The 25,505-nt window shown below is 60.4% G+C and carries 28 protein-coding genes; 17 read left to right on the top strand and 11 right to left on the bottom strand.

Annotation, left to right across the window (positions count from 1 at the left end):
- Window positions 1–79: 79 nt before the first annotated feature.
- Entirely contained in the window at window positions 80–844 is a 765-nt protein-coding gene (gene mnmD, locus EM858_RS21470; protein ID WP_127757913.1) for a tRNA (5-methylaminomethyl-2-thiouridine)(34)-methyltransferase MnmD, read from the bottom strand.
- On the opposite strand from mnmD, the gene EM858_RS21465 reads away from it, so the two are divergent.
- The 11 genes from EM858_RS21465 to EM858_RS21415 all read left to right on the top strand — a co-directional run bounded on the left by EM858_RS21465 (window position 843) and on the right by EM858_RS21415 (window position 7,509).
- The gene (locus tag EM858_RS21465; protein WP_127757912.1) at window positions 843–2,051 is read left to right on the top strand and encodes an FAD-binding oxidoreductase; all 1,209 of its coding nucleotides are present in this window, start codon (window positions 843–845) and stop codon (window positions 2,049–2,051) included. The genes mnmD and EM858_RS21465 overlap by 2 nt on opposite strands.
- A 96-nt stretch (window positions 2,052–2,147) precedes the next feature.
- Window positions 2,148–2,855, top strand: coding sequence for a DUF1045 domain-containing protein (locus tag EM858_RS21460; RefSeq protein ID WP_003524263.1), 708 nt, complete (start codon window positions 2,148–2,150; stop codon window positions 2,853–2,855).
- 204 nt (window positions 2,856–3,059) lie between these two features.
- Entirely contained in the window at window positions 3,060–3,983 is a 924-nt protein-coding gene (gene puuE, locus EM858_RS21455) for an allantoinase PuuE (RefSeq protein ID WP_127757960.1), read from the top strand.
- Entirely contained in the window at window positions 3,983–4,480 is a 498-nt protein-coding gene (gene uraD, locus EM858_RS21450) for a 2-oxo-4-hydroxy-4-carboxy-5-ureidoimidazoline decarboxylase (protein ID WP_127757911.1), read from the top strand. The genes puuE and uraD overlap by 1 nt, the downstream gene beginning before the upstream one ends.
- Window positions 4,481–4,533: 53 nt before the next feature.
- Window positions 4,534–4,824 carry a nucleotidyltransferase family protein gene (locus EM858_RS21445; RefSeq protein WP_035220685.1) on the top strand — a complete coding sequence of 97 codons (291 nt, stop codon included), beginning with the start codon at window positions 4,534–4,536 and terminating at the stop codon, window positions 4,822–4,824.
- Window positions 4,821–5,183 (top strand): HepT-like ribonuclease domain-containing protein, encoded by a 363-nt coding sequence (locus tag EM858_RS21440; protein WP_127757910.1) that lies wholly within the window; start codon window positions 4,821–4,823, stop codon window positions 5,181–5,183. Before EM858_RS21445 ends, EM858_RS21440 begins: the two co-directional genes overlap by 4 nt.
- Window positions 5,184–5,250: 67 nt before the next feature.
- Window positions 5,251–5,544 (top strand): nucleotidyltransferase family protein, encoded by a 294-nt coding sequence (locus tag EM858_RS21435; protein WP_127757909.1) that lies wholly within the window; start codon window positions 5,251–5,253, stop codon window positions 5,542–5,544.
- Window positions 5,541–5,903 carry a DUF86 domain-containing protein gene (locus tag EM858_RS21430; RefSeq protein ID WP_127757908.1) on the top strand — a complete coding sequence of 121 codons (363 nt, stop codon included), beginning with the start codon at window positions 5,541–5,543 and terminating at the stop codon, window positions 5,901–5,903. Before EM858_RS21435 ends, EM858_RS21430 begins: the two co-directional genes overlap by 4 nt.
- 3 nt (window positions 5,904–5,906) lie before the next feature.
- Window positions 5,907–6,407, top strand: a complete 501-nt coding sequence (locus EM858_RS21425) for an ureidoglycolate lyase (protein WP_127757907.1) — start codon at window positions 5,907–5,909, stop codon at window positions 6,405–6,407.
- Window positions 6,404–6,760: a hydroxyisourate hydrolase gene (uraH, locus tag EM858_RS21420; protein WP_127757906.1), complete on the top strand. Its 357-nt coding sequence runs from the start codon at window positions 6,404–6,406 to the stop codon at window positions 6,758–6,760. The genes EM858_RS21425 and uraH overlap by 4 nt, the downstream gene beginning before the upstream one ends.
- A gap of 5 nt (window positions 6,761–6,765) precedes the next feature.
- Window positions 6,766–7,509 (top strand): metallophosphoesterase family protein, encoded by a 744-nt coding sequence (locus EM858_RS21415; protein ID WP_127757905.1) that lies wholly within the window; start codon window positions 6,766–6,768, stop codon window positions 7,507–7,509.
- Window positions 7,510–7,512: 3 nt separating this feature from the next.
- Here EM858_RS21415 and EM858_RS21410 read toward each other — a convergent pair whose 3' ends face one another.
- On the bottom strand, window positions 7,513–8,805 hold the full coding sequence (locus EM858_RS21410) for a D-alanyl-D-alanine carboxypeptidase (RefSeq protein ID WP_164865523.1): 1,293 nt from the start codon (window positions 8,803–8,805) through the stop codon (window positions 7,513–7,515).
- A 189-nt stretch (window positions 8,806–8,994) separates the two neighbouring features.
- Here EM858_RS21410 and EM858_RS21405 point away from each other — a divergent pair, with 189 nt between their 5' ends.
- Together EM858_RS21405 and EM858_RS21400 are read left to right on the top strand one after the other, a co-directional pair.
- On the top strand, window positions 8,995–9,579 hold the full coding sequence (locus tag EM858_RS21405) for a TetR/AcrR family transcriptional regulator (RefSeq protein ID WP_127757903.1): 585 nt from the start codon (window positions 8,995–8,997) through the stop codon (window positions 9,577–9,579).
- On the top strand, window positions 9,576–9,920 hold the full coding sequence (locus tag EM858_RS21400; RefSeq protein ID WP_059754268.1) for a multidrug efflux SMR transporter: 345 nt from the start codon (window positions 9,576–9,578) through the stop codon (window positions 9,918–9,920). The genes EM858_RS21405 and EM858_RS21400 overlap by 4 nt, the downstream gene beginning before the upstream one ends.
- Window positions 9,921–10,126: 206 nt before the next feature.
- Here EM858_RS21400 and EM858_RS21395 read toward each other — a convergent pair whose 3' ends face one another.
- The 4 genes from EM858_RS21395 to puuD all read right to left on the bottom strand — a co-directional run bounded on the left by EM858_RS21395 (window position 10,127) and on the right by puuD (window position 14,933).
- Window positions 10,127–11,260, bottom strand: coding sequence for an alpha-hydroxy acid oxidase (locus EM858_RS21395; protein WP_164865512.1), 1,134 nt, complete (start codon window positions 11,258–11,260; stop codon window positions 10,127–10,129).
- Between the two features lie 79 nt (window positions 11,261–11,339).
- On the bottom strand, window positions 11,340–12,059 hold the full coding sequence (locus tag EM858_RS21390) for a sulfite exporter TauE/SafE family protein (RefSeq protein WP_127757959.1): 720 nt from the start codon (window positions 12,057–12,059) through the stop codon (window positions 11,340–11,342).
- Window positions 12,060–12,363: 304 nt separating this feature from the next.
- On the bottom strand, window positions 12,364–13,674 hold the full coding sequence (gene guaD / locus EM858_RS21385) for a guanine deaminase (protein ID WP_127757901.1): 1,311 nt from the start codon (window positions 13,672–13,674) through the stop codon (window positions 12,364–12,366).
- Window positions 13,671–14,933 carry a urate hydroxylase PuuD gene (gene puuD / locus EM858_RS21380; RefSeq protein WP_127757900.1) on the bottom strand — a complete coding sequence of 421 codons (1,263 nt, stop codon included), beginning with the start codon at window positions 14,931–14,933 and terminating at the stop codon, window positions 13,671–13,673. Before puuD ends, guaD begins: the two co-directional genes overlap by 4 nt.
- 506 nt (window positions 14,934–15,439) lie before the next feature.
- Between puuD and EM858_RS21375 the strand changes: the two genes are divergently transcribed.
- The gene (locus tag EM858_RS21375) at window positions 15,440–15,778 is read left to right on the top strand and encodes a hypothetical protein (RefSeq protein ID WP_162936601.1); all 339 of its coding nucleotides are present in this window, start codon (window positions 15,440–15,442) and stop codon (window positions 15,776–15,778) included.
- Here the strand turns inward: EM858_RS21375 and EM858_RS21370 are convergent.
- The 5 genes from EM858_RS21370 to EM858_RS21345 form a co-directional block, all read right to left on the bottom strand.
- Entirely contained in the window at window positions 15,754–16,683 is a 930-nt protein-coding gene (locus EM858_RS21370; RefSeq protein WP_020810938.1) for a LysR substrate-binding domain-containing protein, read from the bottom strand. The two genes, EM858_RS21375 and EM858_RS21370, sit on opposite strands and share 25 nt — an antisense overlap.
- A gap of 237 nt (window positions 16,684–16,920) precedes the next feature.
- Window positions 16,921–17,775: a xanthine dehydrogenase accessory protein XdhC gene (xdhC, locus tag EM858_RS21365; protein ID WP_164865510.1), complete on the bottom strand. Its 855-nt coding sequence runs from the start codon at window positions 17,773–17,775 to the stop codon at window positions 16,921–16,923.
- Between the two features lie 195 nt (window positions 17,776–17,970).
- On the bottom strand, window positions 17,971–20,310 hold the full coding sequence (gene xdhB, locus EM858_RS21360; protein WP_164865509.1) for a xanthine dehydrogenase molybdopterin binding subunit: 2,340 nt from the start codon (window positions 20,308–20,310) through the stop codon (window positions 17,971–17,973).
- 194 nt (window positions 20,311–20,504) lie between these two features.
- Window positions 20,505–21,974, bottom strand: coding sequence for a xanthine dehydrogenase small subunit (xdhA, locus tag EM858_RS21350; protein WP_127757899.1), 1,470 nt, complete (start codon window positions 21,972–21,974; stop codon window positions 20,505–20,507).
- 138 nt (window positions 21,975–22,112) lie between these two features.
- Window positions 22,113–22,889, bottom strand: coding sequence for a 3-hydroxybutyrate dehydrogenase (locus EM858_RS21345; RefSeq protein WP_003524233.1), 777 nt, complete (start codon window positions 22,887–22,889; stop codon window positions 22,113–22,115).
- A gap of 232 nt (window positions 22,890–23,121) precedes the next feature.
- Here EM858_RS21345 and EM858_RS21335 point away from each other — a divergent pair, with 232 nt between their 5' ends.
- From EM858_RS21335 to EM858_RS21325, 3 genes are all read left to right on the top strand, one after another.
- Window positions 23,122–24,183, top strand: coding sequence for an LLM class flavin-dependent oxidoreductase (locus EM858_RS21335; RefSeq protein ID WP_080816120.1), 1,062 nt, complete (start codon window positions 23,122–23,124; stop codon window positions 24,181–24,183).
- Between the two features lie 54 nt (window positions 24,184–24,237).
- On the top strand, window positions 24,238–24,990 hold the full coding sequence (gene map, locus EM858_RS21330; protein ID WP_065655656.1) for a type I methionyl aminopeptidase: 753 nt from the start codon (window positions 24,238–24,240) through the stop codon (window positions 24,988–24,990).
- A gap of 296 nt (window positions 24,991–25,286) precedes the next feature.
- On the top strand, window positions 25,287–25,505 hold a 219-nt coding region (locus tag EM858_RS21325; protein WP_127757898.1), incomplete at its 3' end, for a YbfB/YjiJ family MFS transporter.

Genomic DNA, 25,505 nt, shown 5'->3' with positions numbered 1-25,505 from the left:
TCCGCCGCGACTGCGGGTCTCCGAATTGCTTCAGCCGGAGCGCTATCTTCCATGACGCTTTTTCAGACGCAAAACCGCTTCACGCTTTTGCTGAAAATGCTTTGGTCCCGCAGAGCATTTCCCGCTTTCCGGCAAAACCTTTCCGGCGCTCCAGCTCAAAACCGGCGGCGATGAGGTTGCGGCGAACGAAGCCGGCGGCGGCATAGGTGGCGAATGTGCCGCCCGGCGCCGTCTTTGCGAAAAGCGCCTGCATGATTTCCAGCGACCACATGTCCGGATTGCGCGCGGGTGCGAAGCCATCGAGAAACCAGGCGTCGAAACTTTCCTCGCTTGCGGAAATGCCGGCGAGCGCCTCGCCGCAAACCACTGTCAGCTGCGTTTCGTCATCGAGCTGGATTTCGACCCGTCCTTTCGGCTCGGCAGGCCAGAGGGCGGTGAGCGCCTTGCGTTCGGCATCCACTTCCGGCCAGCGGGAAAGCGCCCGGTCGATTTCCTCCGCCTTCATCGGATAGAGTTCGAAGGAGATGAAATGCAGCGTGGAGCGGCCGTTGCGCATCTCTTTCCACTGACGCCATGTCTCGCAGAGGTTAAGCCCGGTGCCGAAGCCCAGTTCGCCGATGCGGAAGGTGCCCTCCCGTTCGAGCCAACGCTCTGGCAGGCCGTTTCCGGAGAGGAAGACATGGCCGCATTCCAGCCGGCCATCCGTCTGGCAATAAAAATGGTCGTCAAAGGCCAGTGAATAGGGCATATCCCCGTCACGCCAGTCGAGCGCGGTGGGGGCTTCCCCGGCCGGTGAACCGGCCGCTGCGCCGGTCTCTGTGATATTTTCGTTGGAATGTTTCATGGCTAAAGCCGATAATCCCGCTTTCGAACAGGGTCAATCTCCAAGATTGCCGGCTTCCGTGCCGCTTCTCATCGTCGGCGGCGGCATCATGGGGCTGTGGGCCGCCGTCAAGGCGGAACGGCTCGGCATCAATACATTGCTGGTGGAGGCGGATCGCCCCGGCGGCGGCGCCAGCGGCGGGCTGCTGGGTGCGTTGATGCCGCATATGCCGGACCGCTGGTCGGACAAGAAGCAGTTCCAGTTCGATGCCCTGGTTGCGCTGGAAAAAGAGATTGCCGGGCTGGAGGCGGAAACCGGGCTTTCCGCCGGCTACCGCCGCGCAGGTCGTATCATTCCGCTGCCGAAGCCGCATCTGCGCGCCATTGCCGAACGGCACGAACGGGATGCGCTGGAGAACTGGGTTTCGGGCGAGCGCCGGTTCCATTGGCATGTCGGTGACAGTCCTTCGGTTGCGGGCTGGGTGGATGATGCGGCGGGTGAAGCGGGTTTCGTGTTCGATACGCTGGCGGCGCGGGTCTCGCCGCGCGCGATGATCGCCCTTCTTTCGGCTTTTCTCGGCAAGGCGCGGCATGTGCGGCTGGCGGAAGGTTGCCGCGTTCTTTCGCTCGACGTGGATGCCGGGCGGGCGGTGCTGTCGTCGGGCGACGAGGTTTCTTTCGGCCATGTCATCGTCGCCAACGGCCATGGTTCCTTCCCCCTGATCCGCGACGCCCTCGGCCTGGAGGCCGGCGTGACGCTGGGGCAGGCGGTGAAGGGGCAGGCGGCGCTTCTCGACGCGGCGGCCGACCCGGCGATGCCGGTCGTGTTCCTGAACGGTCTTTATATCGTACCGCATGAGGATGGCACCGTCGCGATCGGCAGTACCAGCGAAGATTGTTTTTCCGATCCCTTCAGTACCGATGAAAAGCTCGAAAAACTGCTGGCGGACGCGTCTGCCGTTGTTCCCTCGCTTGCCGGCGCGCCGGTGCTGGAACGCTGGGCCGGGCTGCGCCCGAAGGCGGTGGGGAGGGACCCGATGGTGGGCACGATCCCCGGCAATCCGAAGCTCGTTGCGCTGACCGGCGGCTTCAAGGTCAGCTTCGGGCTTGCGCATTTTCTCGCCGATGCGGCGTTGCAGACCGTGTGCGGTCACACGCCTGTCATCCCCTCGGGCTTTCACCTTCAACAACACGTGAGTATTGCCGCCGCGGACTTTAGAAAGTTCTGATCAGGCCGCCCACGTCGTTAATCTGTCACGCAAATCACTTATTTGCTGGCCTGCAACGAGGCCGGTTTGTCCGCATTTGCGGCGAGGTGACAGTGCATGCGATACGCCATTCATTTCACGCCTTCCCCCAATGACCCCCTGACGCAGGCGGCTGCCGCGTGGTTGGGGCGCGATGCCTATTCCGGTCAGGCGGTGGAGCCGCCGGGCATGATCGATCTCGGCATGCAGGAGATTTCCTACCATACGGCCCTGCCGCGCCGTTACGGTTTCCACGGCACGATCAAGGCTCCCTTCCGTCTTGCGGAGGGCCATTCCGAGGCGGCACTTCTGCGTGACCTGATGTATTTTTCCGGCAGGCAGGAGCCCTTCACGCTGCCGCAACTGGTGGTGGCAAGGCAGGAGAATGTCTTCAGCCTCGTTCCCGAGCGCCCCTGCGAAGTGCTGCATTTCTTTGCCGCCCGCGTGGTGCAGGAATTCGACCGTTACCGGGCGCCGCTCTCCGACGCGGAAATCGAGCGGGCGGATCCGGACCGGCTTTCGGCCTCGCAGCTCACCAATCTGCATCGCTGGGGCAGCCCGCATGTGATGGATGAGTTCCGGTTCCAGATGTCGCTGACCGGCGGTGTGGAAGCTTCCAGCAGCCAGAGGATTGAGCGGGCCGTGCGCAAGGTTTTCGAGCCGCTGCTGACCCGATCCCTGCAGTTTTCCAGCCTTGCGCTTTTCATCGAGGATGAACCGGGTGCGCCTTTCCGGGTACACTCGCTTCACCCCATGGGCCGTGTTTCCGCCCGAAAGATCGCCTGAAGAGCGCGCCGGAGTAATCGTATACAAAAAAGCATCGGAATGTCGGCAAGATTGATCTCGACATTCCGGATGCGGATGCTACCGTTCGGATATCGCATATCTGAAGCGTGTGTTCTCCCCATTCCGGGTCATCGCGCTTCGGAGGTCTGTTTTATGTCTCCCGAAATCGGTTTCCGCCTTGGGAGAGATGGTCTGGGTGGCTGCATGATTTCCGAAAATTACTCCCGCAATCTGGTGGGCTATGGCCGCAATGTTCCCGATCCGAAATGGCCGGGCGGCGCGCGCATCGCCGTGCAATTCGTCATCAATTACGAGGAGGGCGGCGAGAGCTGCATTCTCGACAATGACAAGGCGTCGGAATCGCTGCTGTCGGAAATCGTCGGCGCCCAGCCCTGGCCCGGCCAGCGCAACCTGAACATGGAATCGATCTATGAATATGGCTCGCGCGCCGGCTTCTGGCGGCTGTGGCGCATGTTCACCGGTCTTGGCGTCACCACCACCGTTTATGGCGTGACCGCCGCCATGGCCCGTAACCCGGAAGCCGTTGCGGCGATGAAGGAAGCGGGTTGGGAAATCGCCAGCCACGGTTATCGCTGGCTGGAATATAAGGATTTCTCCGAAGAGGAGGAGCGCAAGCATATAGTCGAAGCCGTGCGTCTGCATACGGAGGTTACCGGCGAGCGTCCCTATGGCATGTATCAGGGCAAGCCGTCGGACAATACGCTGCGCCTTGTCATGGAAGAGGGCGGTTTCCTCTATTCGTCGGACTCCTATGCCGACGATCTGCCCTATTGGGTGAAGGATGCGAAGGACGAGCCTTTCCTGATCATTCCCTATACGCTCGAAACCAACGATATGCGTTTCGCCACGCCCCAGGGCTTCAATTCCGGCGATCAGTTCTTCACCTATCTGAAGGATGCTTTCGACGTGCTTTACCAGGAAGGTATCGAAGGCGCGCCGAAGATGATGAGCGTCGGCCTGCATTGCCGCCTTGTCGGCCGTCCCGGCCGCGCGGCAGCACTTCGCCGTTTCATCGAATATGTGCTTGGCCATGAGAAAGTGTGGATCCCGCAGCGCATAGAGATCGCCCGTCACTGGCATGAACATCATAAGCCGGAGGTGCTTTGATGGTGACGCGTGAGGATTTTGTCACCCGTTTCGGCGGCGTGTTCGAACATTCGCCTTTCATCGCCGAACGGGCCTATGACGCCGGCGGAGCCGGCCTGGAACTGACGGCGAAGGCGGTTCACGCCGCGCTTGGCGCGCAGTTTCGCGGCGCTTCCGAGGCGGAAAGGCTCGGCGTGTTGCGGGCGCACCCCGATCTGGCCGGCAAGCTGGCGATTGTGGGCGAGTTGACGGCCGACAGCCGCAACGAACAGGCCGGTGCGGGGCTTGACCGGCTTACCCCGGAAGAACATGCCCGTTTTACCGAATTGAACGGCGCCTATACCGAAAAATTCGGCTTTCCCTTCATCATCGCGGTCAAGGGGCTGAACAGGCACGATATTCTCTCGGCATTCGAGACGCGCATCGGCAACGGTGCAGCCGAAGAATTTGAGACGGCGACGGCGCAGGTGGAAAAGATCGCCTGGCTGCGCCTTTCCTCGATGCTGCCGGAAGGCTGAATTGGCGAGTGGTGGCCGTTCTGCTAGAATCGCGCCGTCTGGAGATGAAGATCATGAGACCGTCCGAGGTGCTGGAAAAGAACAGGGAAGCGATCCGCGAAGCGACGAAACGCTTCAACGCGGCGAACCCGCGCGTATTCGGCTCCGTCGCCCGTGGCGAGGACCGGCCAGACAGCGATCTCGACATTCTGGTGGATGCGCTGCCGGGCACAACACTGTTTGATCTCGGCGGTTTGCTGGAGGAATTGAAGGCGCTGCTTGGTGTGGAGGTCGACGTCGTCACCTCAGGCGGCCTGCATTCGGATATACGGGCGCGCGTTCTGAAGGAAGCCAAAGCGGTATGAGTACGGATCGGCTTCTGCTCTATCTGAAGGAGATGGATGTTGCCGCCTCCAGAATACAGGATTTCATTCAGGATATGGATGAGGCCGCTTTTTCCTCCGACACGCGGACGCAGATGGCGGTCATGATGGGGCTTGCCCTGATTGGCGAGGCGGTCGCCAAGCTGGACAAGCACTACCCCGCATTTTTACAGCAGCACGCGGAAATCCCCTGGATCAAGATGAAGGGTATGCGCAATCTGATCGTGCATGATTATTTCCGGGCGGAGCTCTCGGTCGTCTGGAAAACGATAACGCAGAGCATTCCGGATTTGCAGGCGCGTCTGTCCCTCCTCCGAAACTGGTATGCTGAGGGTGAGTGATTTTTTGATATGATGCCGGAGAGAATGAGGCCGTTTCGTTATAATGATGGGTCTGGAGATTGAGACCATGAGACCGTCCGAGGTGCTGGAAAAGAACAGGGAAGCGATCCGCGAAGCGACGAAACGCTTCAACGCGGCGAGCCCGCGCGTGTTCGGCTCCGTCGCCCGCGGCGAGGACCGACCAGACAGCGATCTCGACATTCTGGTGGATGCGCTGCCTGGCACAACACTGTTCGATCTGGGCGGCCTGTTGGAAGAGCTATCGGCCATCATGCGCGGCACGGAAATTCATCTGTTGACGCCGGGGGACTTTCCCGAGCGCGTCCGTGTGAAGGTTCTGCAGGAAGCGAAGCCTGTATGAGCGTCGAGCGGCTGCATGTTTATCTTCAGGATATCAGGCAGGTTGCTTCGGAAACCATCGACTTTGTTCGACTGAAAACGAAGGATGAATTTTTGGCTGATCTCGTCCGCCAACGGGCGGTCGCGATGAACCTTCTGATTATTGACGAAACGACCGCGCGCATCATGGAAGAGTTCCCCGCTTTCGTGGCGGATTTTCCCGATATTCCGTGGGTCAAGATGCGCGGCATGCGAAACAGGATCGCGCATGGTTATATGAGCATCAATCTTGAAACGGTCTGGGATACGACACAGACGGCTATACCGGACCTTCTGGACAAACTCTCCCTCCTCCGAAACTGGCATGCCCAAGGTGAATGACATTTGACTGATTTTCTCGACATAAAACCTCTCACCAGAGAGGCTTTCGCATCCTTCGGTGATGTGATCGAAACGACACCCTCTTCCATGCGGCATATCAATGGCGGCCAGACCGAGCGGCACCATGCGCTCGCAGCCCCGGAGGCGGCGGGTGAGGGCGCGCGTGTCATCCTCAATATTTTCCGCGGGCAGCCGCGCGCCTTTCCGCATCAAATCGAGATGATGGAGCGGCATCCGCTCGGCAGCCAGAGTTTTTCGCCGCTTTCCGGCCGGCCTTTCCTCGTGGTCGTCGCCAATGACGATGGCGGCCGGCCGGGGCGGCCGCAGGTGTTTCTGGCGCGGGGCGATCAGGGTGTGAATTACCGCCGCAATGTCTGGCATTATCCGCTGATGCCGTTGCAGGCGGTTTCGGATTTTCTGGTTGCCGACCGCGATGGGCCGGGTAACAATCTGGAAGAGTATTTTTTCGATAAGCCCTATATGATCGCGGAGCCCAAGCCATGACCGGTTTGACCACCCATGTCCTCGATGCCGCTCATGGCACGCCTGCCGAAGGGCTGACGATCGAGCTCTACCGGCTCTCCGGCGATCGGCGTGAGAAGCTGAAGACGGTGCAGACCAATAGCGACGGCCGTGTCGACGGCGGGCCTCTGCTTGCCGGCGACAGTTTCAGGGCCGGTGAATATGAGCTGGTTTTCCATGCCGGCGATTATCTGCGCGGCAAGGGTGTGGCGCTGCCGGAGCCCGCCTTTCTCGATATTATTCCGATCCGTTTCGGCATTGCCGATGAGAGCGGCCACTACCATGTGCCGCTTCTGCTTTCGCCCTATAGCTATTCCACCTATCGAGGAAGCTGATTGCCATGATCTTTGCCGCGATTGCCGATATTCACGGAAACTGCGCCGCGCTTGAAGCCGTGCTGGAGGATATCGCGAGGCTTGGCATCAAGGACATCGTCAATCTCGGCGATTGTTTCAGCGGCCCGCTGGAAGCGGGGTTTACCGGCGATGTGCTTGTTAGCAACTGGATTCCCAGCATTCGCGGCAATCATGACCGGGAACTGATCGACCGTGCGCCGGAAGAGATGGGAAGCTGGGAAAGACCCGCGCATGCGCAGCTGAGCGCCGCCCATCTGGACTGGCTGCAAACCCTGCCGTTCAGCATGGTGTTCAAGGATGTCGCCTATTGCTGCCATGGCTCGCCGCGTGACGATCTGGAATATTGGCTGGAAACGCTGTCGCCGGAAGGCGTTCTGAAATTGCGGCCGTTGGCCGAAATCGAAGCCATGGCGGAAGGCATCGCGCAACCGCTGATGCTGTGTGGCCACACACATATTCCCCGCACCGTGCAGCTTTCCGACGGCCGGCTGATCGTCAATCCCGGCAGCGTCGGCTGCCCCGGCTGGAAGGACGACACGCCTTTCGACCATCACGTCGAGGCGGGTCATCCGCTTGCCACCTATGCCGTGCTGGAAGAGACGGGGCGCGGCTGGCAGGTCTATTTCCGCAATATCCGTTACGACAATATGGCCATGGCCGAAATGGCGAAGGTCAATGGGATTCCGTATCTCTCCGATGCGCTTGCGAGCGGTTGGCTCAAGCGCTGATCCTCACCCCTCGCTGGTCATCACCACGCAGGAATAAGATTGCGCCTTCAGTTCCTTGCAGGCGGAAACCGCCGAAGACTGGTCTTCGAAGCCGGTGAAACGGGCGCGGTAGAGGGTTGCCGATCCGCTTTGCACGGCTTCGGTGTAGGGCGCTATCCCGGCATAATTTCCGGCGATGTTGGAGCGGGCATTGGCGAGCAGCGAGCGGGCGGCGGCTTCGCTGTCGGTGGCGGCGATCTGCACTTCCCAGCGGCTTCTCTGGCTGGCGGAGGCTGCCGCGGGAGCGGGCCGCGGGATGGCCGAAACCTGCATCATGTCGGCCATCTGGTTATTCGCCGTGGCGATCTGCATGGCGACTGGATCCTGGCGGCGCTCCGCGAACATCGGCAATGGTACGGAGGCGGGCGGTACTGAAGCGGCGGGCGCGGCTGCGGGCGTCACAGCAAAGGTGCGGCTGACATTGGCGCTGGCAACGAGCTGTTCGGTGTTGCGGCTTCTCGATGCCTGCGGCACGGCCTTGTCGAGAAGGGCGGCCATCTGCGCATCGCGGCTGCGCGCGGTCTTGCCGCCCAGCACGACGCCGACGACGCGGCGGCCATTGTGATTGACGGCGCTGACGAGGTTGAAACCGGAAGCATTGGTATAACCGGTCTTGATGCCGTCCATGCCCCGATAACGATACATCAGATTGTTGTGGCCACGAATGCGTTTTCCCCGGAAACTGAAGGATTCCATGGCGAAGAGATCGTATTCCTTGGGAAAGTCGCGCTGCAGCGCCAGGCCGAGTTTCGCCATGTCGCGCGCCGTCGTCACCTGCGATTTGCTGGGCAGGCCGGAAGCGTTGCGGAACACCGTTTTCGTCATGCCGAGCTGGCGGGCCTTGCGGGTCATCATCTCGGCGAACCTTGCCTCGGAGCCGCCGAGATGATCGCCCATGCCTTCCGCCATGTCGTTGGCGGATTTGACGATCATGCCGTAGACCGCCTCGCGCACGGTGAAGGTCTGGCCCTGACGCACATAAAGCTTGGAGGGGATGACGGCTGCGCCGTTCCTGGACATCTTTATCTTCTGGTCCCAGCGAATGCGGCCGGCGTGCAGCGCCTCGAAGGTCATGTAAAGCGTCATCATCTTGGTGAGCGAGGCCGGGTGGTTCAGCACGTCGGCATTGCGGGCGGCCAGAACCTTGCCGGTATTGGCATCCATGATGAAATGGGCGTAACCGGCCTGGGCGGGCGATGCCTGCAATGAGAGGATCGCGCAAAAGAAGGCGAGTGCGAAAACCCATGCGCCCACCATTCCCCGTTTGATCGTTCCCGACATAATCCACCCCTTTTGTTCGGCCGCCGCGATGAGCGAAGTTTTACTGATACTTTCCGGCAACAAAACCGCTAAAACTTTAGAGATCGCTTTCATGCTTAATTAAGTATGAATTTCAAGCTGGTGGCAGCCCTCACAATTTCCTTGCAAAGAAACCAACCGTCCGGTATGTTAAGAAGCATGAAAAATGCACATGAACGGAAAAAGCAGCCTGAGATCGTTCGCCGCAGTCTTCTCGATTGCGCGGCGAAACTCGCTGCCGAACAGGGTGTTGCAGCACTTTCCGTGCAGGCGGTGGCGGATGCCGCCGGGGTGACGAAGGGCGGGTTGTTTCATCATTTCGCCTCCAAGCAGGCTTTGCTGGAGGCGGTGATGGCGGACCTTCTTTCGGCGCTGGACGCGGAAATCGATGCGCTCATCTCACAGGATTGTGAAGCTTACGGATGCTTCACGAGGGCCTATGTGAACGCGGTTTTTTCCGATCGCGACCGGGAATCGGGCAGGCAATGGGCGGCGTTATCGGTGTCGATGGTCGGTGAACCGTCGCTCAGGCGCATGTGGACCAGCTGGTTCGAAGGGCGTCTCATCCGTCATAAGGAAACGGATGAGGGGGTGGTATTGGAACTCGTCAGGCTTGCGGCTGACGGCATCTGGTTTGCCGATCTTCTGGCCGATGACGGCAGGGCAGGTGGCGACAGGGCGGCTCTCAGAGCCCGGATGATCGCGCAGACGAAAAAGGAAATGGAACAATGAACGCGGCTATCTTCACCTACGGGGCGCTCGTCGCGGCCATTGTCTGCGAGGTCATCGCCACCTCGTTCCTGCAGCAGTCGCAGCAGTTCACCCGGCTGTTGCCGACGGTGCTGATGGCGTTGTTTTACGGTGCGGCCTTTTATCTGCTGTCGTTCACGCTGCGGGCGCTGCCAGTCGGCGTGGCCTATGCGATCTGGAGCGGGCTCGGCATCGTGCTGATTTCCGGCATCGGTTATTTCGTGTTCCGTCAGACGCTGGATATCGCCGCCGTTGTCGGTCTCGGGTTTATCGTGACGGGGGTGGTGATCGTGAATGTGTTTTCGAAGACGGTGGGGCATTGAGACTGGCTGCTGAGGGCGCTCGCGAGGGCAACATCCGCACGCCGTCACCCCGGACCTGATCCGGGGTCCAGCGCGATCAAGTCCTTGATCGCAGAAGGGTCTTTTTCACGGCGCAGACGCGCCGTGGCTGGATGCCGGATCAAGTCCGGCATGACGGCAGAGAATGCGGCTCCTGCATTTCCGGAGTGCCTTCTGCCTTGTCACCATCACGCCAGAACGCTGCGGTCCACATCCGTAATCAGCCTTTTGCCGCAAAGCGCCATGCTGACATCCATCTCCTTGCGGATGATTTCGAGCGCCGTCGTCACACCCTGCTTGCCACCGGCACCGAGGCCATAAAGGAAGGGGCGGCCGATATAGGTGCCTTTGGCGCCGAGCGCCACGGCCTTCAGCACGTCCTGACCGGAGCGAATGCCGCCATCCATGTGCACCTCAACCCTGTCGCCAACAGCGTCGACGATTTTCGGCAGCATGGCGATGGAGGAATGAGCGCCATCGAGCTGGCGGCCGCCATGGTTGGAGACGATGATGGCGTCGGCGCCGGTATCGAGCGAGGCGCGTGCATCTTCCTCGTCAAGAATGCCCTTGAGGATCAGCTTGCCGCCCCAGCGTTCCTTGATCCATTCGACATCCTTCCAGGACAGGCGCGGATCGAACTGTTCCGCCGTCCATGAGGAGAGCGATGACAGGTCGGAGACATTTTTCGCATGACCGACGATGTTGCCGAAGCTGCGGCGCTTGGTGCGAGCCATGTCCATGCACCATTTCGGCCGGGTCGCCATCTGCCAGATATGTTTCGGGGTGAATTTCGGCGGTGCGGAGAGGCCGTTGCGCAGATCCTTGTGGCGCTGGCCGAGAATTTGCAGGTCGAGCGTCAGCACCAGTGCGGAGCAGCCAGCGGCCTTCGCCCGGTCGATGAGATTATTGACGAAATCCCGGTCCTTCATCACGTATAGCTGGAACCAGAAGGGTTTCGAGGTGACGGAGGCGACATCCTCGATGGAGCAGATGCTCATGGTGGAGAGCGTGAAGGGCACGCCGAATTCCTCCGCCGCTTTTGCGGCCAGCATTTCGCCATCGGCATGTTGCATGCCCGTCAGCCCGGTGGGGGAGAGCGCCACCGGCATCGAAACCTTCTCGCCGACCATTTCTGTGGCAAGCGACCGGTCGGTCATATCCACCAGCACGCGCTGGCGCAGCTTTATCTTGGAAAAATCATCCTCATTGGCGCGGTAGGTGCCTTCCGTCCATGCGCCGCTATCGGCGTAGTCGAAAAACATTTTTGGCACACGGCGCTGGGCCTGATTTTTCAGGTCCGCTATGGTCAGGATTTTGCCCATGGATAAAGCCTTCACATTTGAATGATGGCTTCACATAACATGAATGGGACGGCTGCAACATCAAAATCGACGGGGTTCATCACCAGAAAGCCCGTAAAAACAGCTCGGCTCCCAGTATGAGCAGGCAGATGAGGAACCAGCGCCGGAATGTGGCGGGGCTGACGATATAACGGATCTTCTGGCCAAGCCACATTCCGGCAAGGGCCGGCAGAACGGCCAGCGCGGATAGCGACAGATGCTCGATGTGAAAGGCATTCTGGGAGGCTAGGCCGGCGGCAAGCGCAATGGTCGAAACGGTGAAGGAAAGGCCGAGCGCCTGCACGAGATCGTCCCGGTTGAAACCGAGTGACTGGATATAGGGCACGGCGGGTACGACGAAAATTCCGGTGCCGCCGGTCAACAGGCCGGTTGCGAGCCCCATGACCGGGGAGAGTTTTGGTTCCAGCCCGGCCGGAATCGAGACGGGTCTGGCAAACAGGCTATAGGCCGCGTAAGCCGCAAGGCACAGGCCGAGCGCCGAGGTGGTCCAGACGCCGGTGCCTGACGTCATCAGCCGGATGCCGATGAGGGTGCCCAGCGCAATGGCGATCATCATCGGCCACAGCCGCTTCACAATGGCCCGGAAATCCGGCCCGGCCAGCAATTGCCAGATATTGGTGATGAAGGAGGGCAAAATGAGCAGGCCCGCGGCGATGACCGGCGGCATGAAGAGGCCGAGCACGCCCATGGCAACGGTGGGCAACCCCATGCCGGTTACGCCCTTGACGATGCCTGCGATGATGAAGGTCGCGAGAACCATGAGCATGGTGGTTGTGTCTAAGGTCGGCACCGGGCACTCCAGAGGTCATTCGCGTTTCGGCTAGGATGGCGTCAGCCCGTCATAAGAAGCGAGCGGGTGCCACGGGCTTCTTCTCCCCGGCGGGGAGAAGTCCGCGGCAGCGGGATGAGGGGGCAAGCTCTCCGAAATCCGGCAACGTTGCCCCCTCATCCGACCCTTCGGGCCACCTTCTCCCCGGCGGGGAGAAGAAATACGCGGCACTCGCTCGATCCAATATGTGACTGTGTAAATGAGTTGGCAGCCAATTGTTTCGGCCCCAGCCGAACTATGCCAGCACGCTTTTCATCGCCTTGCCGGCCACATAGGTTTCCACCACGGTGCGGTCATCACCCATGGTCAGCATCAGGAACAGCTCTTCCGTCAGGCTGTTCACCACTTCCATCTTCAGCGCCATGGCGGGTGTCGAGGAAGCGTTGAGCACGGTGATGTCCGCGTCCGTGCCGGCCTCCAGCGTGCCGATGCGGTCGACCATGGAAAGGGCCTCTGCATTGCCGCGCGTCATCAGATACCAGCTTTCCAGCGGGTTCAGGCGCTCGCCCAGCAATTGCTGGATCTTGTAGGCCTCGTCCATGGTGCGCAGCATGGAATAACTCGATCCGCCGCCAATATCGGTGGCAACCGCGATCCGCACCGGCTTTTCGCGCCGCTGCAGCTTTTTCATCGGGAAGAGGCCGGAGCCGATGAAGAGGTTCGAGGTGGGGCAATGCACGGCCACCGCGCCGGTTTCCGACAGTACGTCCGCTTCGCGCTCCGAGAGGTGGATGGCGTGGCCGAGCAGGGTTTTGGCGCCCATCAGGCCGTAACGCACATAGATATCGGTATAGTCGGTCGCTTCCGGGTAAAGCTCGCAGGTGTATTTGATCTCGTCCAGATTTTCCGAAAGATGCGTCTGGATGAAGAGATCGGGAAACTCCTGCGCCAGCGCCTGGGCGGCTTCCATCTGCTTCGGGGTGGAGGTTATGGCGAAGCGCGGTGTGATGGCGACGTGGTTGCGGCCCTTGCCGTGCCAGTCGGCGATCACCTGGCGCGTCTCGTCATAGGAGGTTTCCGGCGTGTCCAGCAGGCCCTGCGGGGCATTGCGGTCCATCATCACCTTGCCGCCCACCATCAGCATGTTGCGCTTCATGGCCTCAGTGAAAAAGGCGTCGGCGGAGGTCTTGTGCACGGAGCAATAGGCAGCGGCCGTTGTTGTGCCGTGGCGCAGCAGCTCGTCGTAAAAATGTGTGGCGATGCGCTGGGCATGGGCGGTTTCGACGAAGCGGCATTCTTCCGGGAAGGTATAGGTATTCAGCCATTCCAGCAGATTGGCAGCGTATGAGCCGATGACCTGCATCTGCGGGAAATGCAGGTGCATGTCGATAAGGCCGGGCACGATGAGATGCGGCCGGTGATCCTTTTCCTCGACGTCTTCGGGGGCTGCCTTACGGATATCGGCATATTCGCCAATGGCGGCGATCCTGCCGTTTTCGAGCAGCAGGCCGCCATCTTCGATATAGAGATAGCTTTGCGTATCGTCGATTGCGAGCGGCGCGCGGCGGAAGCTCAGCAGGCGGCCACGCAGCAGAACCAAGCTCATTCAGTCTTTCCTTCGGCTTTTCCAGCCCCGGAAACCGCACTTTCATACCATGCGGTCAGCACCTTGCGCTCATCCGGGGTGATGGCGGTGATGTTGCCGGGAGGCATGGCATGGCTGCGGCCGGCTTGCAAATAGATTTCGCGCGCATGGGCGGCGATCTGTTCGTCGGTTTCGAGCTTCACCGATTTTGGTGTGAAGGGCACGCCTTCCCAGACAGGCTCGGCCGCGTGGCACATGGAACAGCGGCCCTGAACCACATCGCGCGCCTTGGCGAAATGAGCGTCGCTGACGAATTGCTGCTGCATGGGGGAGAGGGTGGCGGCCTTCTGCTCCTCCTCGTCGGTCAGCACTTTCGGCACGGTGGAAAGCCACATGATGACGATGAAGATGAGGGCGGTGAGAAGCCAGGTCCATGTCGGTTTGCCCTTGCGGGCATGGGTGGTGTTGAACCAGTGGCGGATGGTGACGCCCATTAGGAAGACGAGTGCCGCGATGATCCAGTTAAACTGCGTGGCAAAGGCCAGCGGATAATGGTTCGACAGCATGAAGAAGATGACGGGCAGCGTCAGGTAGTTGTTGTGCAGCGAGCGCTGCTTGGCGATGCGGCCATATTTCGGGTCCGGCGTCCGTCCGGCAATCAGGTCTGCGACGACGATCTTCTGGTTCGGAATGATGATGAAAAACACATTCGCCGACATGATGGTGGCGGTAAACGCGCCGAGATGCAGGAAGGCGGCGCGGCCGGTGAAGACCTGCGTATAACCCCATGCCATCGCCACCAGCGCGACATAGAGCACGATCATCAGGCCCCAGGTATTATTGCCGAGCGGCGATTTGCAGAGGAAATCATAAAACAGCCAGCCGATGGCAAGCGATGCCAGCGACAGACAGATGGCCTGGAACTGGGTGAGCGCCAGCACGGAATGATCGATCAGGAAGAGATCGGCACCGCCATAATAAACGATGCAGAGCATGGCGAAACCGGAAAGCCAGGTGACGTAGCTTTCCCATTTGAACCATGTCAGGTGTTCGGGCATCTGGGCAGGCGCGACCAGATATTTCTGGATGTGGTAAAAACCGCCGCCATGCACCTGCCACTCCTCGCCATAAGCCCCCGGCGGCAGATGCGCCCGTTTGACCAGCCCGAGATCGAGCGCGATGAAATAGAAGGACGAGCCGATCCAGGCGATGGCGGTGATGACGTGGAGCCAGCGGACGGCAAAGGCCATCCATTCCCACGCAATGGCGTATTCGTACATGCGGTTCCCCTGATCCTTGTGCAGCGCACCTTGCGAGAAATTTGACCTTTAGGAAAGGGAAAAGCAGAGAGCCGGAGGTGATTGTTCACAATCTGACGCCTTTTGTGTCCGCAATCGCTGTTGAGTTCATTCTGCGTAAGGATTGGCCCGGTAAAGTTGCAGCCGCTTATTCCTGTCGCATAGTTTGTGCTTAGCTGGCTAACGCGACTCAGCTATTATCCTTTGTGCAGTCTGCCGATGTGCTAAAATATAAGGCTGCGGAGTCCTGCGGGGCGCCTTGCCGGAAATCCATTCCGGTTTTACGCCGATGCGCAGGGCTTCCATGACATGTTTCGCTGGCGGTTCTTCCGAAAGCGGGCGCTGCGAACCCTGGGTGGGGGCAGATCAGGGGGCAGGTATCGCAGTTCCCGGTGCCGTTGTGTCCGGGTGGGTGTTGATGTGAAATTTGAATAAAGGGACGCAATGATCTTCCGGCAGCCGCCGTTGTTTCAACGGAGACCATGCCGATGCGCCTTGTTCTGACGGTCCTCTTCCTACTTCTGGCGTTCAGCGCCACCGCGCTTGCCCATGAATCCCATAAGGGGTTCAAATATGAAAGCTATTGCTGCAATGGCGACGCCGAAACCGGCGACTGCCAGATGATCCCCACGCGCAGCGTCCGCGTGACCCCCGATGGTTACGAGGTCTCGCTCGCACCCGGCGATCACCGCATGGTCACGCGACGCCACGTCTTCAACTGGTCGCAGCGCGAGGCAAGACGATCCGAGGATGGCGAATATCATCTCTGCCTGTTTCCGGATGAGGATACGCCGCGCTGTTTTTATGCGCCGGACATGGGGTTTTGAGGCAGTTGCTGCGGCCGGCTTTCCTCGATCCGCTTCAATATCCAGTCGCGGAAAAGCCTGATCTTGCGGATGTTCCGGCGGTTTTCGGGGTAGACCAGCCAATAGTTCTTTCCTTCGCTGCTGAGGTGCTCGAAGGGTTGATACAGGCGGCCGAGCGCAATCTCATCGGCATAGAGTTCCGGGGTGAGCATGGCCACCCCCTGGCTGGCAATTGCGGCGGCGGCTTCGAAGGCCTGCACGTTGAGGCGGCTGCGGGGATAACGGTCGAGGCCGGGATTTTCAACACCCACTTCCCGAAACCATTGGCTCCACCAGATGTCGCCGGGATCGATGATGCGCAGGCGCAGCAGGTCTTCCGGTTTGTGCAATCCGCCGATGCTTTCGGCAAGGCCCGGATGCAGCATCGGCGTGTAAACGCCGCGCAGCAATTGATGGTAGATCAGCCCTTTGCCGTTATCTTTGCTCCAGCGAATGGCGACATCGCAGTCCGACTGGGAAAAATCGATCAATGCGCTTGATGTGTCGAGCCGCACGGCAATCGAGGGATGTTCGAGCTGGAAAGCACCCAGATGCCGCGAAAGCCAGCGTGAGGCGAAGGTGGCGGTGGAATGGATTGTCAGGGTCGCGTCGGACGTGTCGCGCACATTGTCGACGGCCTCCCGCAGATTATTGAAGGCTTCCGCGACTTTCGGCGCAAGTTTCTGCCCGGCCTCGGTCAGCGAGACCTGCCGCGCCTTTCTGATGAAGAGCGGCTCGCCGATATTCTCCTCCAGCAATTTCACCTGATAGCTCACCGCCGTCTGGGTCATGCCCAGCTCTTCGCCGGCCTTGGTGAAGCTCAGATGCCTTGCGGCAGCTTCGAACACCCGCAGGGCGTTCAGGGGAAACTGGCGGGACATTTTCATGGATAAGTTCTCTTTATGCCAATTGCCGAAGGTTTCATTGGTTTTTCTCCGGAAAACAGAGCATTTTTAGCTCAATTCATCAACTGAGCTTCTGACATTTTTGAATGGAGACAAACATGCGCACAGCACTCTTGCGCGCGTGGTCCCGCCTGCATGCGGGTCTGCGGACAGCGGAACGGTTTACTCTTGAAAGCCTTCAACCCGACAATCTGGCGGATGAAAGCCTGCCGGAGGGGCTCAGGCGCGATCTTGGTCTTGAGGATGGGCATGTCGATTTTCGTTGCGACGGATTTCGGCAGCGGAAAATGCTTGCAGCAACTCGGCTGCCACAAGGGCCGCTATGACGGCGGGGCGCTTGTCCCTGACGCTTGTGCCACCGATGGGCAGGGTGAGCTTTGCAAGGCGGGAAGGGGGCTCTCCTTCCCGTTCCAGCCAATGGGCGAAGGTGGCGCGTTTGGTCTTCGAACCAATCATGCCGACATAGGCGAGATCGTCGCGGGCAAGCGCTTCCTTCGCGATGAGGAAATCGAGCGCGTGATCGTGGGTGACGATGATGGCCGCGCCGTTTGCCGGGATTTTCGGAACGAATGCTTCCGGCATGGGGGTCAATATGGACGCCACCACTGAGGGAAGATCGCGCAGCTCGCTTTCACGGGTTTCCACCACCGTCAGGGTCAGGGGCAGCAGTGACAGGGCATCTGCCAGTGCCTTGCCGACATGACCTGCGCCAAAAATGAAGACGGCGGGCTGCTGTTCGGTTTCGCCCTTCAGCCGCGCCTCAAGCCCGGCAGCGATCTCTGCCGTTATCCGCCGGAAGCGGATAAGGGTGCGACCGCCGCAGCATTGGCCTATTTCCGGCCCTAGCGGAATATCCATGCGGTCTTCGGCAGCACCTGTTCGCAGCATGGCGCGGGCGTGGTCTATCGCCATATATTCGAACTGCCCGCCGCCGATGGTTTCCCACAAGTCAGCCTCTGAGACCAGCATGAAGGTGCCGGCCTCACGCGGGGATGAGCCTTTCACTGCCTCGATTTCCACGAGGATTGCGGGGGCAGGGCGGGCGAGGAAGGTGGAGAGGGAGGCGTCAGGCATTGGGGCTGGCCCCTTCATCCGGCGCTGCACGCCACCTTCTCCCCGGCGGGGAGAAGAAACCCGGAGCGATGTTTTCGCTCACCTCACCAACTTTGCGGAAATTTGCGACGGCGCGGCCTATTTCTTCTCCCCGCCGGGGAGAAGGTGGCGCGCAGCGCCGGATGAGGGGGCTCGGCCGCATGGGTACGTCCTCCCTCACACCTTCTTCAACCGTTCCACCGCCATCAGCACCCGCTCCGGCGTTGCCGGTGCATCAAGCCGCGGGCAGACCTTGTAATCGGCGACGGAGGCGACGGCCATGGAGAGGGCTTCGAGAACCGAGATCGCCAGCATGAAGGGCGGTTCGCCCACGGCCTTGGAGCGGCCAATGGTGGGTTCGGCATTTTCCGCCCATTCCGCCAGCTTGACGTTGAAGCTCTTCGGCCGGTCGGAGGCGAGCGGGATCTTGTAGGTAGAAGGCGCATGGGTGCGCAGCCGCCCCTTGCCGTCCCACCACAATTCCTCGGTGGTCAGCCAGCCCATGCCCTGCACGAAGGCGCCCTCGATCTGGCCGATATCGATGGCCGGGTTCAGCGATTTGCCGACATCATGGAGAATATCGGTGCGTTCCATCAGGTATTCACCGGTCAGCGTATCGATCGACACTTCCGAGCAGGCCGCGCCATAGGCGAAATAATAAAACGGCGTGCCACGGCCGGCGGCGCGGTCCCAGTGGATTTTCGGCGTCTTGTAAAAACCGGCGGCGGAAAGCTGCACGCGGGCGAAATAGGCCTTTTTGATGAAGTCGTTGAAGGCGATTTCCTCAAGGCCGATGCGCACCCGGTTTGGCAGGAAGACGACTTCCTCTTCCGGCACGTTCCAGTTGTCAGTGGCGAATTTGACGAGCCGCTCGCGGATCTGGCGGGCGGCGTCATAGGCCGCCATGCCGTTAAGGTCGGTGCCGGAGGAGGCGGCGGTGGCCGACGTATTCGGCACCTTGCCCGTCGTCGTGGCTGTAATCTTCACCCGGCCGATATCCACCTGGAAGGCATCCGCCACCACCTGCGCCACCTTGGTATAAAGGCCCTGGCCCATTTCGGTGCCGCCATGGTTCAGGTGAATGGAGCCGTCATTATAGATATGCACCAGCGCGCCCGCCTGATTGAAGGCGGTCATGGTGAAGGAGATGCCGAATTTGACAGGGGTGAGCGCGATGCCCTTGCGGATGATCGGGCTCGTTTTGTTGAACTCGATGATTGCATCACGTCGTGCGCGGTAGTCACTGGAGGTTTCCAGCTCCTCGACGACACGGGCGATGATGTTGTCTTCGACTTCCTGATGATAGGGCGTCGTGGTACGGCCGGAGCCGGTCTCGCCGTAGAAATTCAGCTTGCGGATATCGAGCGGGTCCTTGCCGACGGCATAGGCGATTTCCTCGATGAACCGTTCCGCCCCCAGCATGCCCTGCGGCCCGCCGAAGCCGCGAAAGGCGGTGTTGGAGACGGTGTGGGTTTTCAGCGGCCGAGAGGTGAGATGCACATGCGGGTAGAAATAGCTGGAATCCGCATGAAACAGCGCGCGATCCGTGACCGGGCCGGACAGATCGGAGGAAAAACCGCAGCGGGCGGCATAGGTGGCGTCGACGGCGTGGATGCGGCCTTCTTCATCGAAGCCAAGCTCGTAATCGACGCGGAAATCGTGGCGTTTGCCGGTTGCTGTCATGTCCTCGTCGCGGTCCGGGCGGATTTTCACGGCCCGGTTCAGCTTCTTGGCAGCGATGGCGCAGAGGGCGGCGAATTGGTTGCCCTGCGTTTCCTTGCCACCAAAGCCGCCGCCCATGCGGCGCACCTGCACCGTGACGGCGTTGGACGGCACCTGCAGGATGTGGCTGACGATGTGCTGGATTTCGCTTGGATGCTGGGTGGAACTCCACAACGTCACCTCGTCATCCTCGCCCGGCACGGCCATGGCGATGTGGCTTTCGAGATAAAAATGCTCCTGCCCGCCGATCCGCATGGTGCCGGTGAGGCGGCGGGGTGCGACATCCATTTCGATCTTCGCATCGCCGCGTTTCAGCGTCATCGGATCGATGACGAGCGCGCCGCCATTTTCAATCGCCGTATCGACATCGGTGAAATGCGGCAGGTCCTTATAGGTGATCTTTGCCTTGCGGGCCGCCTTTCTGGCGATATCGCGGGTTTCGGCAAAGACCGCGAAGATCGGCTGGCCGTGGAATTCGACCTTTGTCTCGGCCAGCAAAGGTTCGTCGTGACGACCGCCGGACGAGATGTCGTTTTCGCCGGGCACGTCCTTGGCAACCATGACCCAGAGCACGCCGGGTGTTTTTTCCACTTCCGAGAGGTCCATCGAGAGGATCTCGGCATGTGCCCGGTCGGAAAGGCCGAGCGCGCCGTGGATCAGTCCGGCGGGTTCGGGAATATCGTCGATATATTCGGCGCTGCCCGTCACATGCTTATGGGCGGAATCGTGCCGGAGCGAGGCGTGCATCGGGCCGTCGATTTCGGTCTTGGTCTTGTCGAAGCTTGTGGTGTCCATAGTTCAAGCTCCTTCTTGGTGAATTACGGCATATGACAGCGATAATAATACCTCATTCCTGTGCTTGTCACAGGAATCCAGCCAGCCCAAGTCTTTGGGCTGAAAAGAGTCTTTCGCCGCGCAGACGCGCGTCGGCTGGATTCCTGTGACAAGCACAGGAATGAGGGAGGGTGTGGGTTTCGCCATCGCCATCATCACGCCTCCTCCAGCGAGAAACGGCTGAGTTCCTGCTTCTCCCCCGAAGTCTCGAGGAAAAACCGCGTCAGCAGGTTCTTGGCCGTCAGTTGCCGATATTCGGCAGTCGCCCGCCAGTCGGTCAGCGGGGTAAAATCCTCGTCCAGCACGTCGCGTGCCGCATCGATCGTTTCCTGGCGCCAGGGCTTGCCGAGAAGCGCCGCCTCCAGATGCGCGGCGCGTTTGGGCGTGCCGGCCATGCCGCCGAAGGCGATGCGGATGTCTTCTACCGCGCCATCGGCATCGAGCGTCAGGTTGAAAGCGCCGCAGAGCGCGGAAATATCCTCGTCGCGGCGTTTGGAAATCTTGTAGACGGCATAGCTGCTTTCCGGTTTCCGGAACGGAATGAAAAGCTTTTCGACGAATTCGCCGCTCAGCCGGTCCTGTTTGCCGTAATCGATGAAATAGCTTTCCAGCGGCAGGCTGCGGTTGCCGGAGGAGGAGCGCAAGGTCAGCGTCGCCCCCAGTGCGATCAGCGCTGGCGGCGTGTCGCCGATGGGGGAGCCGTTGGCAATATTGCCGCCGATGGTGCCCATATTGCGCACCTGCTCGCCGCCGAGGCGGTCGAACAGCCGGGCAAGCGGCGGAAAATGGTCTGCAATGGTCTTGAAGGCCTGGCTGTAGGTGACGCCAGCGCCGAGTGTCACGCCGTCCTCATCCACGGCGATGGTTTGCAGATCTCCGAGATTGTTGATGAAGATCACCGGGTTCAGCGCCCGCATCTGCTTCGTTACCCACAGGCCGACATCAGTGGAGCCGGCAACGATGGTCGCCTTCGGTTCAGCAGCGTAAATCTCGGTCAGCTCGGCCAGTGTCGCTGGAATGATGGTGCGATCCTCGCCGTGGGTAACGGTGATCGTTTCATTGGCGCGGATCGCCCAGAGCCTTGCCATGATATCGGTGCGGTCGCGTTGCAGCGGGTCGAACAGGGCGCTCGGGCGCGCAGCGGCGATTTTTTCGGCGGCGCGGACTATCGGCTCATAACCCGTGCATCGACAGAGATTGCCTTGCAGCGCCTTTTCGATGTCGGCGCGGCCGGGGTTTTCACTGGCAAGCCACAGGCCGTAAAGCGACATGATGAAGCCCGGCGTGCAGAAACCGCATTGCGACCCGTGGAAATCCACCATCGCCTGCTGCACGGGGTGCAGCGTGCCGTCGCGGGCGGCCAGATGCTCCACCGTGACGATATGGGTGCCGTGCAGCGAGCCTAAAAAGCGGATGCAGGCATTGACGCTCTCATAACGCAAGGAACCATCCAGCAGCCGCCCGACCAGCACCGTGCAGGCGCCGCAGTCGCCTTCGGCGCAACCTTCCTTGGTCCCGGTCAACCGCTTGCTGATGCGGAGATAATCGAGAAGCGTGTCTGTCGGTCCGAAATCCTTCAGCGAGATGGTTTCGCTGTTGAGGATGAAGCTGATCGCGTCGTTCATGCAATGCCCTGCTTTTTTGACCGGCTGTCGAGCCGGTTTCTTGTCATTATCCCTGCGCATCATATGCACGCCGCCGCGCGCATATCGATTTCCGTTTTGGCAATTCATTGTTTCCAAAACGGAAAGAAAGTTCGGCAATTATTGCGCCGTCCAGCCGCCATCCACGGAAATATGGGTGCCGGTGATGTTGCTTGCGGCATCGCTTGCCAGAAACAGCGCGGCGGCGGCCACGTCATCGACGGTGACGAACTGCTTGGTCGCCTGCAGTTCCAGCATCACGTCGTTCTTCACCGCCTCTTCGCTGATGCCGCGCACCTTCGCCATTTCCGGTATCTGCTTTTCGACGAGCGGGGTGAGCACATAACCTGGACAGATGGCGTTGACGGTAACCCCGGTCTGCGCGAGCTCGAGCGCTGCCGTCTTCGTCAGGCCCATGATGCCGTGCTTGGCCGCCACATAGGCTGATTTGAACGGCGAGGCGACGAGACCGTGGGCGGATGCGATGTTGATGATACGGCCTTTGCCGGCCTTCTTCATCAGCGGTATCGCAGCCCGCATGGTATGGAAGGAACTGGTCAGATTGATGGCGATGATCCAGTCCCATTTTTCCGGCGGAAATTCCTCGATAGGCGCGATATGCTGGATGCCGGCATTGTTGACGAGCACATCCACCGAGCCGAGTTTTTCGTGCGAGGATTGAATGAGATCGGCGATCTCGTCCGGTTTCGTCATGTCCGCGGGGTGATAAAGCACGCGCCCGCCGCTTTCCGCTTCCAGCAAAAGGCGAAGTTTTTCGATCTCGTCCTCATCGCCGAAACCGTTCAGCACGATATTGGCGCCCTCCCGCGCAAATCGCTGCGCAATCGCAAGGCCGATACCGCTTGTAGAGCCCGTCACGATAACTGTCCGATGCATGCTTTCCCCTTTTTGCATTACTTCGCACATGTTTAAGCAAGGTATGCCCAAAGGGGGCGGGCTGGCAATCGCCATTTCGGGCGCCATTTCGGGGGAGCCCGGTTGTGCGGTGAAACAGGCCGCGCCCATCCATTTTTTCGAAGCTAAGCATCCAGATTTTGCGCCAGATTCTGCATTTGCCTGCCGGTGCTTCCGTCCCTATCTCTGAGGCAAGCAAACAGAGGTATCATCTATGGAACTCGGTCTTTACACATTCGCGGATGTCAATCCCAACCCCGCCGATGGCCGTGGGCCGGAAGGCGCGCGCCGGCTGCGGGAGCTCATCGAAGAGATCGAGCTTGCCGATCAGGTCGGGCTCGATGTCTTTGGCCTCGGGGAGCATCACCGTCCGGATTATGTCGTCTCCTCGCCCTCCACCGTGCTGGCGGCGGCGGCGGTGAAGACGAAGAACATCCGCCTGACGAGCGCCGTTTCGGTGCTGAGTTCGGACGATCCGGTGCGGGTGTTCCAGCAGTTTTCGACCGTCGATCTCCTGTCGAACGGCCGCGCCGAAATCATGGCCGGGCGCGGGTCCTTCATCGAATCCTATCCGCTGTTCGGTTACGATCTCGAGGATTACGATGTGCTCTTTGCCGAAAAGCTCGATCTGCTTCTGGCGCTGCGGGAGCAGGAAATCGTCACCTGGTCCGGCACCAAGCATCCCGCCATTAACGGACGCGGCGTTTATCCGCGTCCCTTGCAGGACCGTCTGCCGGTGTGGATCGCCGTTGGCGGCACGCCGCAATCGGTGGCGCGGGCTGGCGCCATGGGTCTGCCGGTGGCGCTTGCCATCATCGGCGGCGAATATCGCCGCTTTGCGCCGCTGTTCGATCTCTATCATGAGGCCGCGCGCCGTGCCGGGCAGGAAAAGACCAAGCTGCGCACCAGCATCAATGTGCACGGCTTCATTGCCGACACCACCGACAAGGCGGCGGACCAGTTTTATGGCCCGCAGGCGGAGGTGATGAACCGCATCGGCCGCGAGCGCGGCTGGGGGCCGACGAACCGCGCGCATTTCGACGCCGCACGCGGGCCGGAGGGCAATCTCTTCCTCGGCGAGCCGGAGCTGGTGGCGGAAAAGATCATCAAGGCGCATGGCGTGTTCAGGAATGACCGCTTCCTGCTTCAGATGGCCATCGGCCTGATGCCGCACGATCAGATCATGCGCGGCATCGAGCTTTATGGTACGAAAGTCGCCCCGATCGTCAGAAAAGAATTGACGGGGAGCGCCGATCCGGTGAAAGCCACGGCCTGATGATTGCCAAGGCGGGCGTTTTGAGACCCGCCATACAGAACGACGGACAGAGACATGGTCATTTCCACCGAAGAAGAACTGGTTCTGCTGAAGGACATCGGCCGTTTGTGCGCCGTCGCGATGCAGACCATGGCGGACGCGCTGGAACCCGGCATCACCACGGCCGAGCTGGATGCCATCGGCCGCAAGGTGCTGGAGGATAACGGTGCTCAATCGGCGCCGGAGTTCTGCTACAAGTTTCCTGGCGCGACCTGCATCAGCGTCAATGAGGAAGTGGCCCACGGCATTCCGGGGCCACGCATCATCAAGGCGGGCGATCTCGTCAATATCGATGTCTCGGCGGTGAAGAACGGCTTTTTCGGCGATACTGGCTCGTCTTTCGCCGTGCCGCCGGTGAAGAAGGACATCGAGCGGCTTTGCCGCGATGGCAAGCGCGCCATGTGGACGGGCCTGCAGCAGGTAAAAACCGGCAGGCCTTTCGCCGATATCGGCAATGCCATCGGCGCTTTCGCCAAGAAGAACCGCTATACGCTGATCACCAATCTCGCCAGCCACGGTATCGGCCGCTCGCTGCACGAGGAGCCGAAGGAACTGGCGACCTGGCCGGACAAGGACGAGCGGCGCATCATGCAGGAAGGCATGGTGTTCACCGTCGAGCCGTTTCTCTCGACGGGCGCCTATTGGGCCGAAGACGGCGATGACGATCCCTGGACGCTCTATAGCGATCCGAGTGCGCCGACGGTGCAGTATGAGCACACCGTGGTTGCGACGAAGAACGGGCCGCTGGTGCTGACGCTTGCGGAGTGACAGCTACACCTGCCTCCGTCACCCTCGCTTTTAAGGTCGGAGCGAGCTCGTGCCGCTTGTTTCTTCTCCCCGACGGGAGAAGTCCGCGGCAGCGGGATGAGGGGGCAAGCTCTCCGAAGTCCGGCAATGTTTCCCCCTCATCCGACCCTTCGGGCCACCTTCTCCCCCTCGGGGAGAAGAATACACGGCACCCTCGGAGCGCACCGACGCTCACCGCGTGACCGATAAAGGCGGCTTATGACGCCGATCAAAATAACTCGCTTGTCCCTTATCCGCCCCGTTGCGATAAGCCTTGAATGAGCATCGACAAGCCACTTTCCGCCAGACATCTGACTGCACTCGGATTTTCCGGGGCCTTGATGATGGCCTCCGCCATGGGGTTCGGCCGCTTTTCCTTCACCCCCATTCTGCCCGGCATGATGGCGGATGTTCCGCTCTCGGCGGGGGATGCGGGGATCGTGGCGGCGGGTAACTTCGCCGGTTATCTGGCGGGGGCGGTTCTGGCGGCCTATTCG

Source organism: Agrobacterium sp. CNPSo 2736 (assembly GCF_004005385.1).
In the GTDB taxonomy this organism is placed as follows: domain Bacteria; phylum Pseudomonadota; class Alphaproteobacteria; order Rhizobiales; family Rhizobiaceae; genus Agrobacterium; species Agrobacterium leguminum.
The sequence above is the reverse complement of the archived record's forward strand: the minus strand, read 5'-3'. Positions and strand labels throughout refer to the sequence as shown.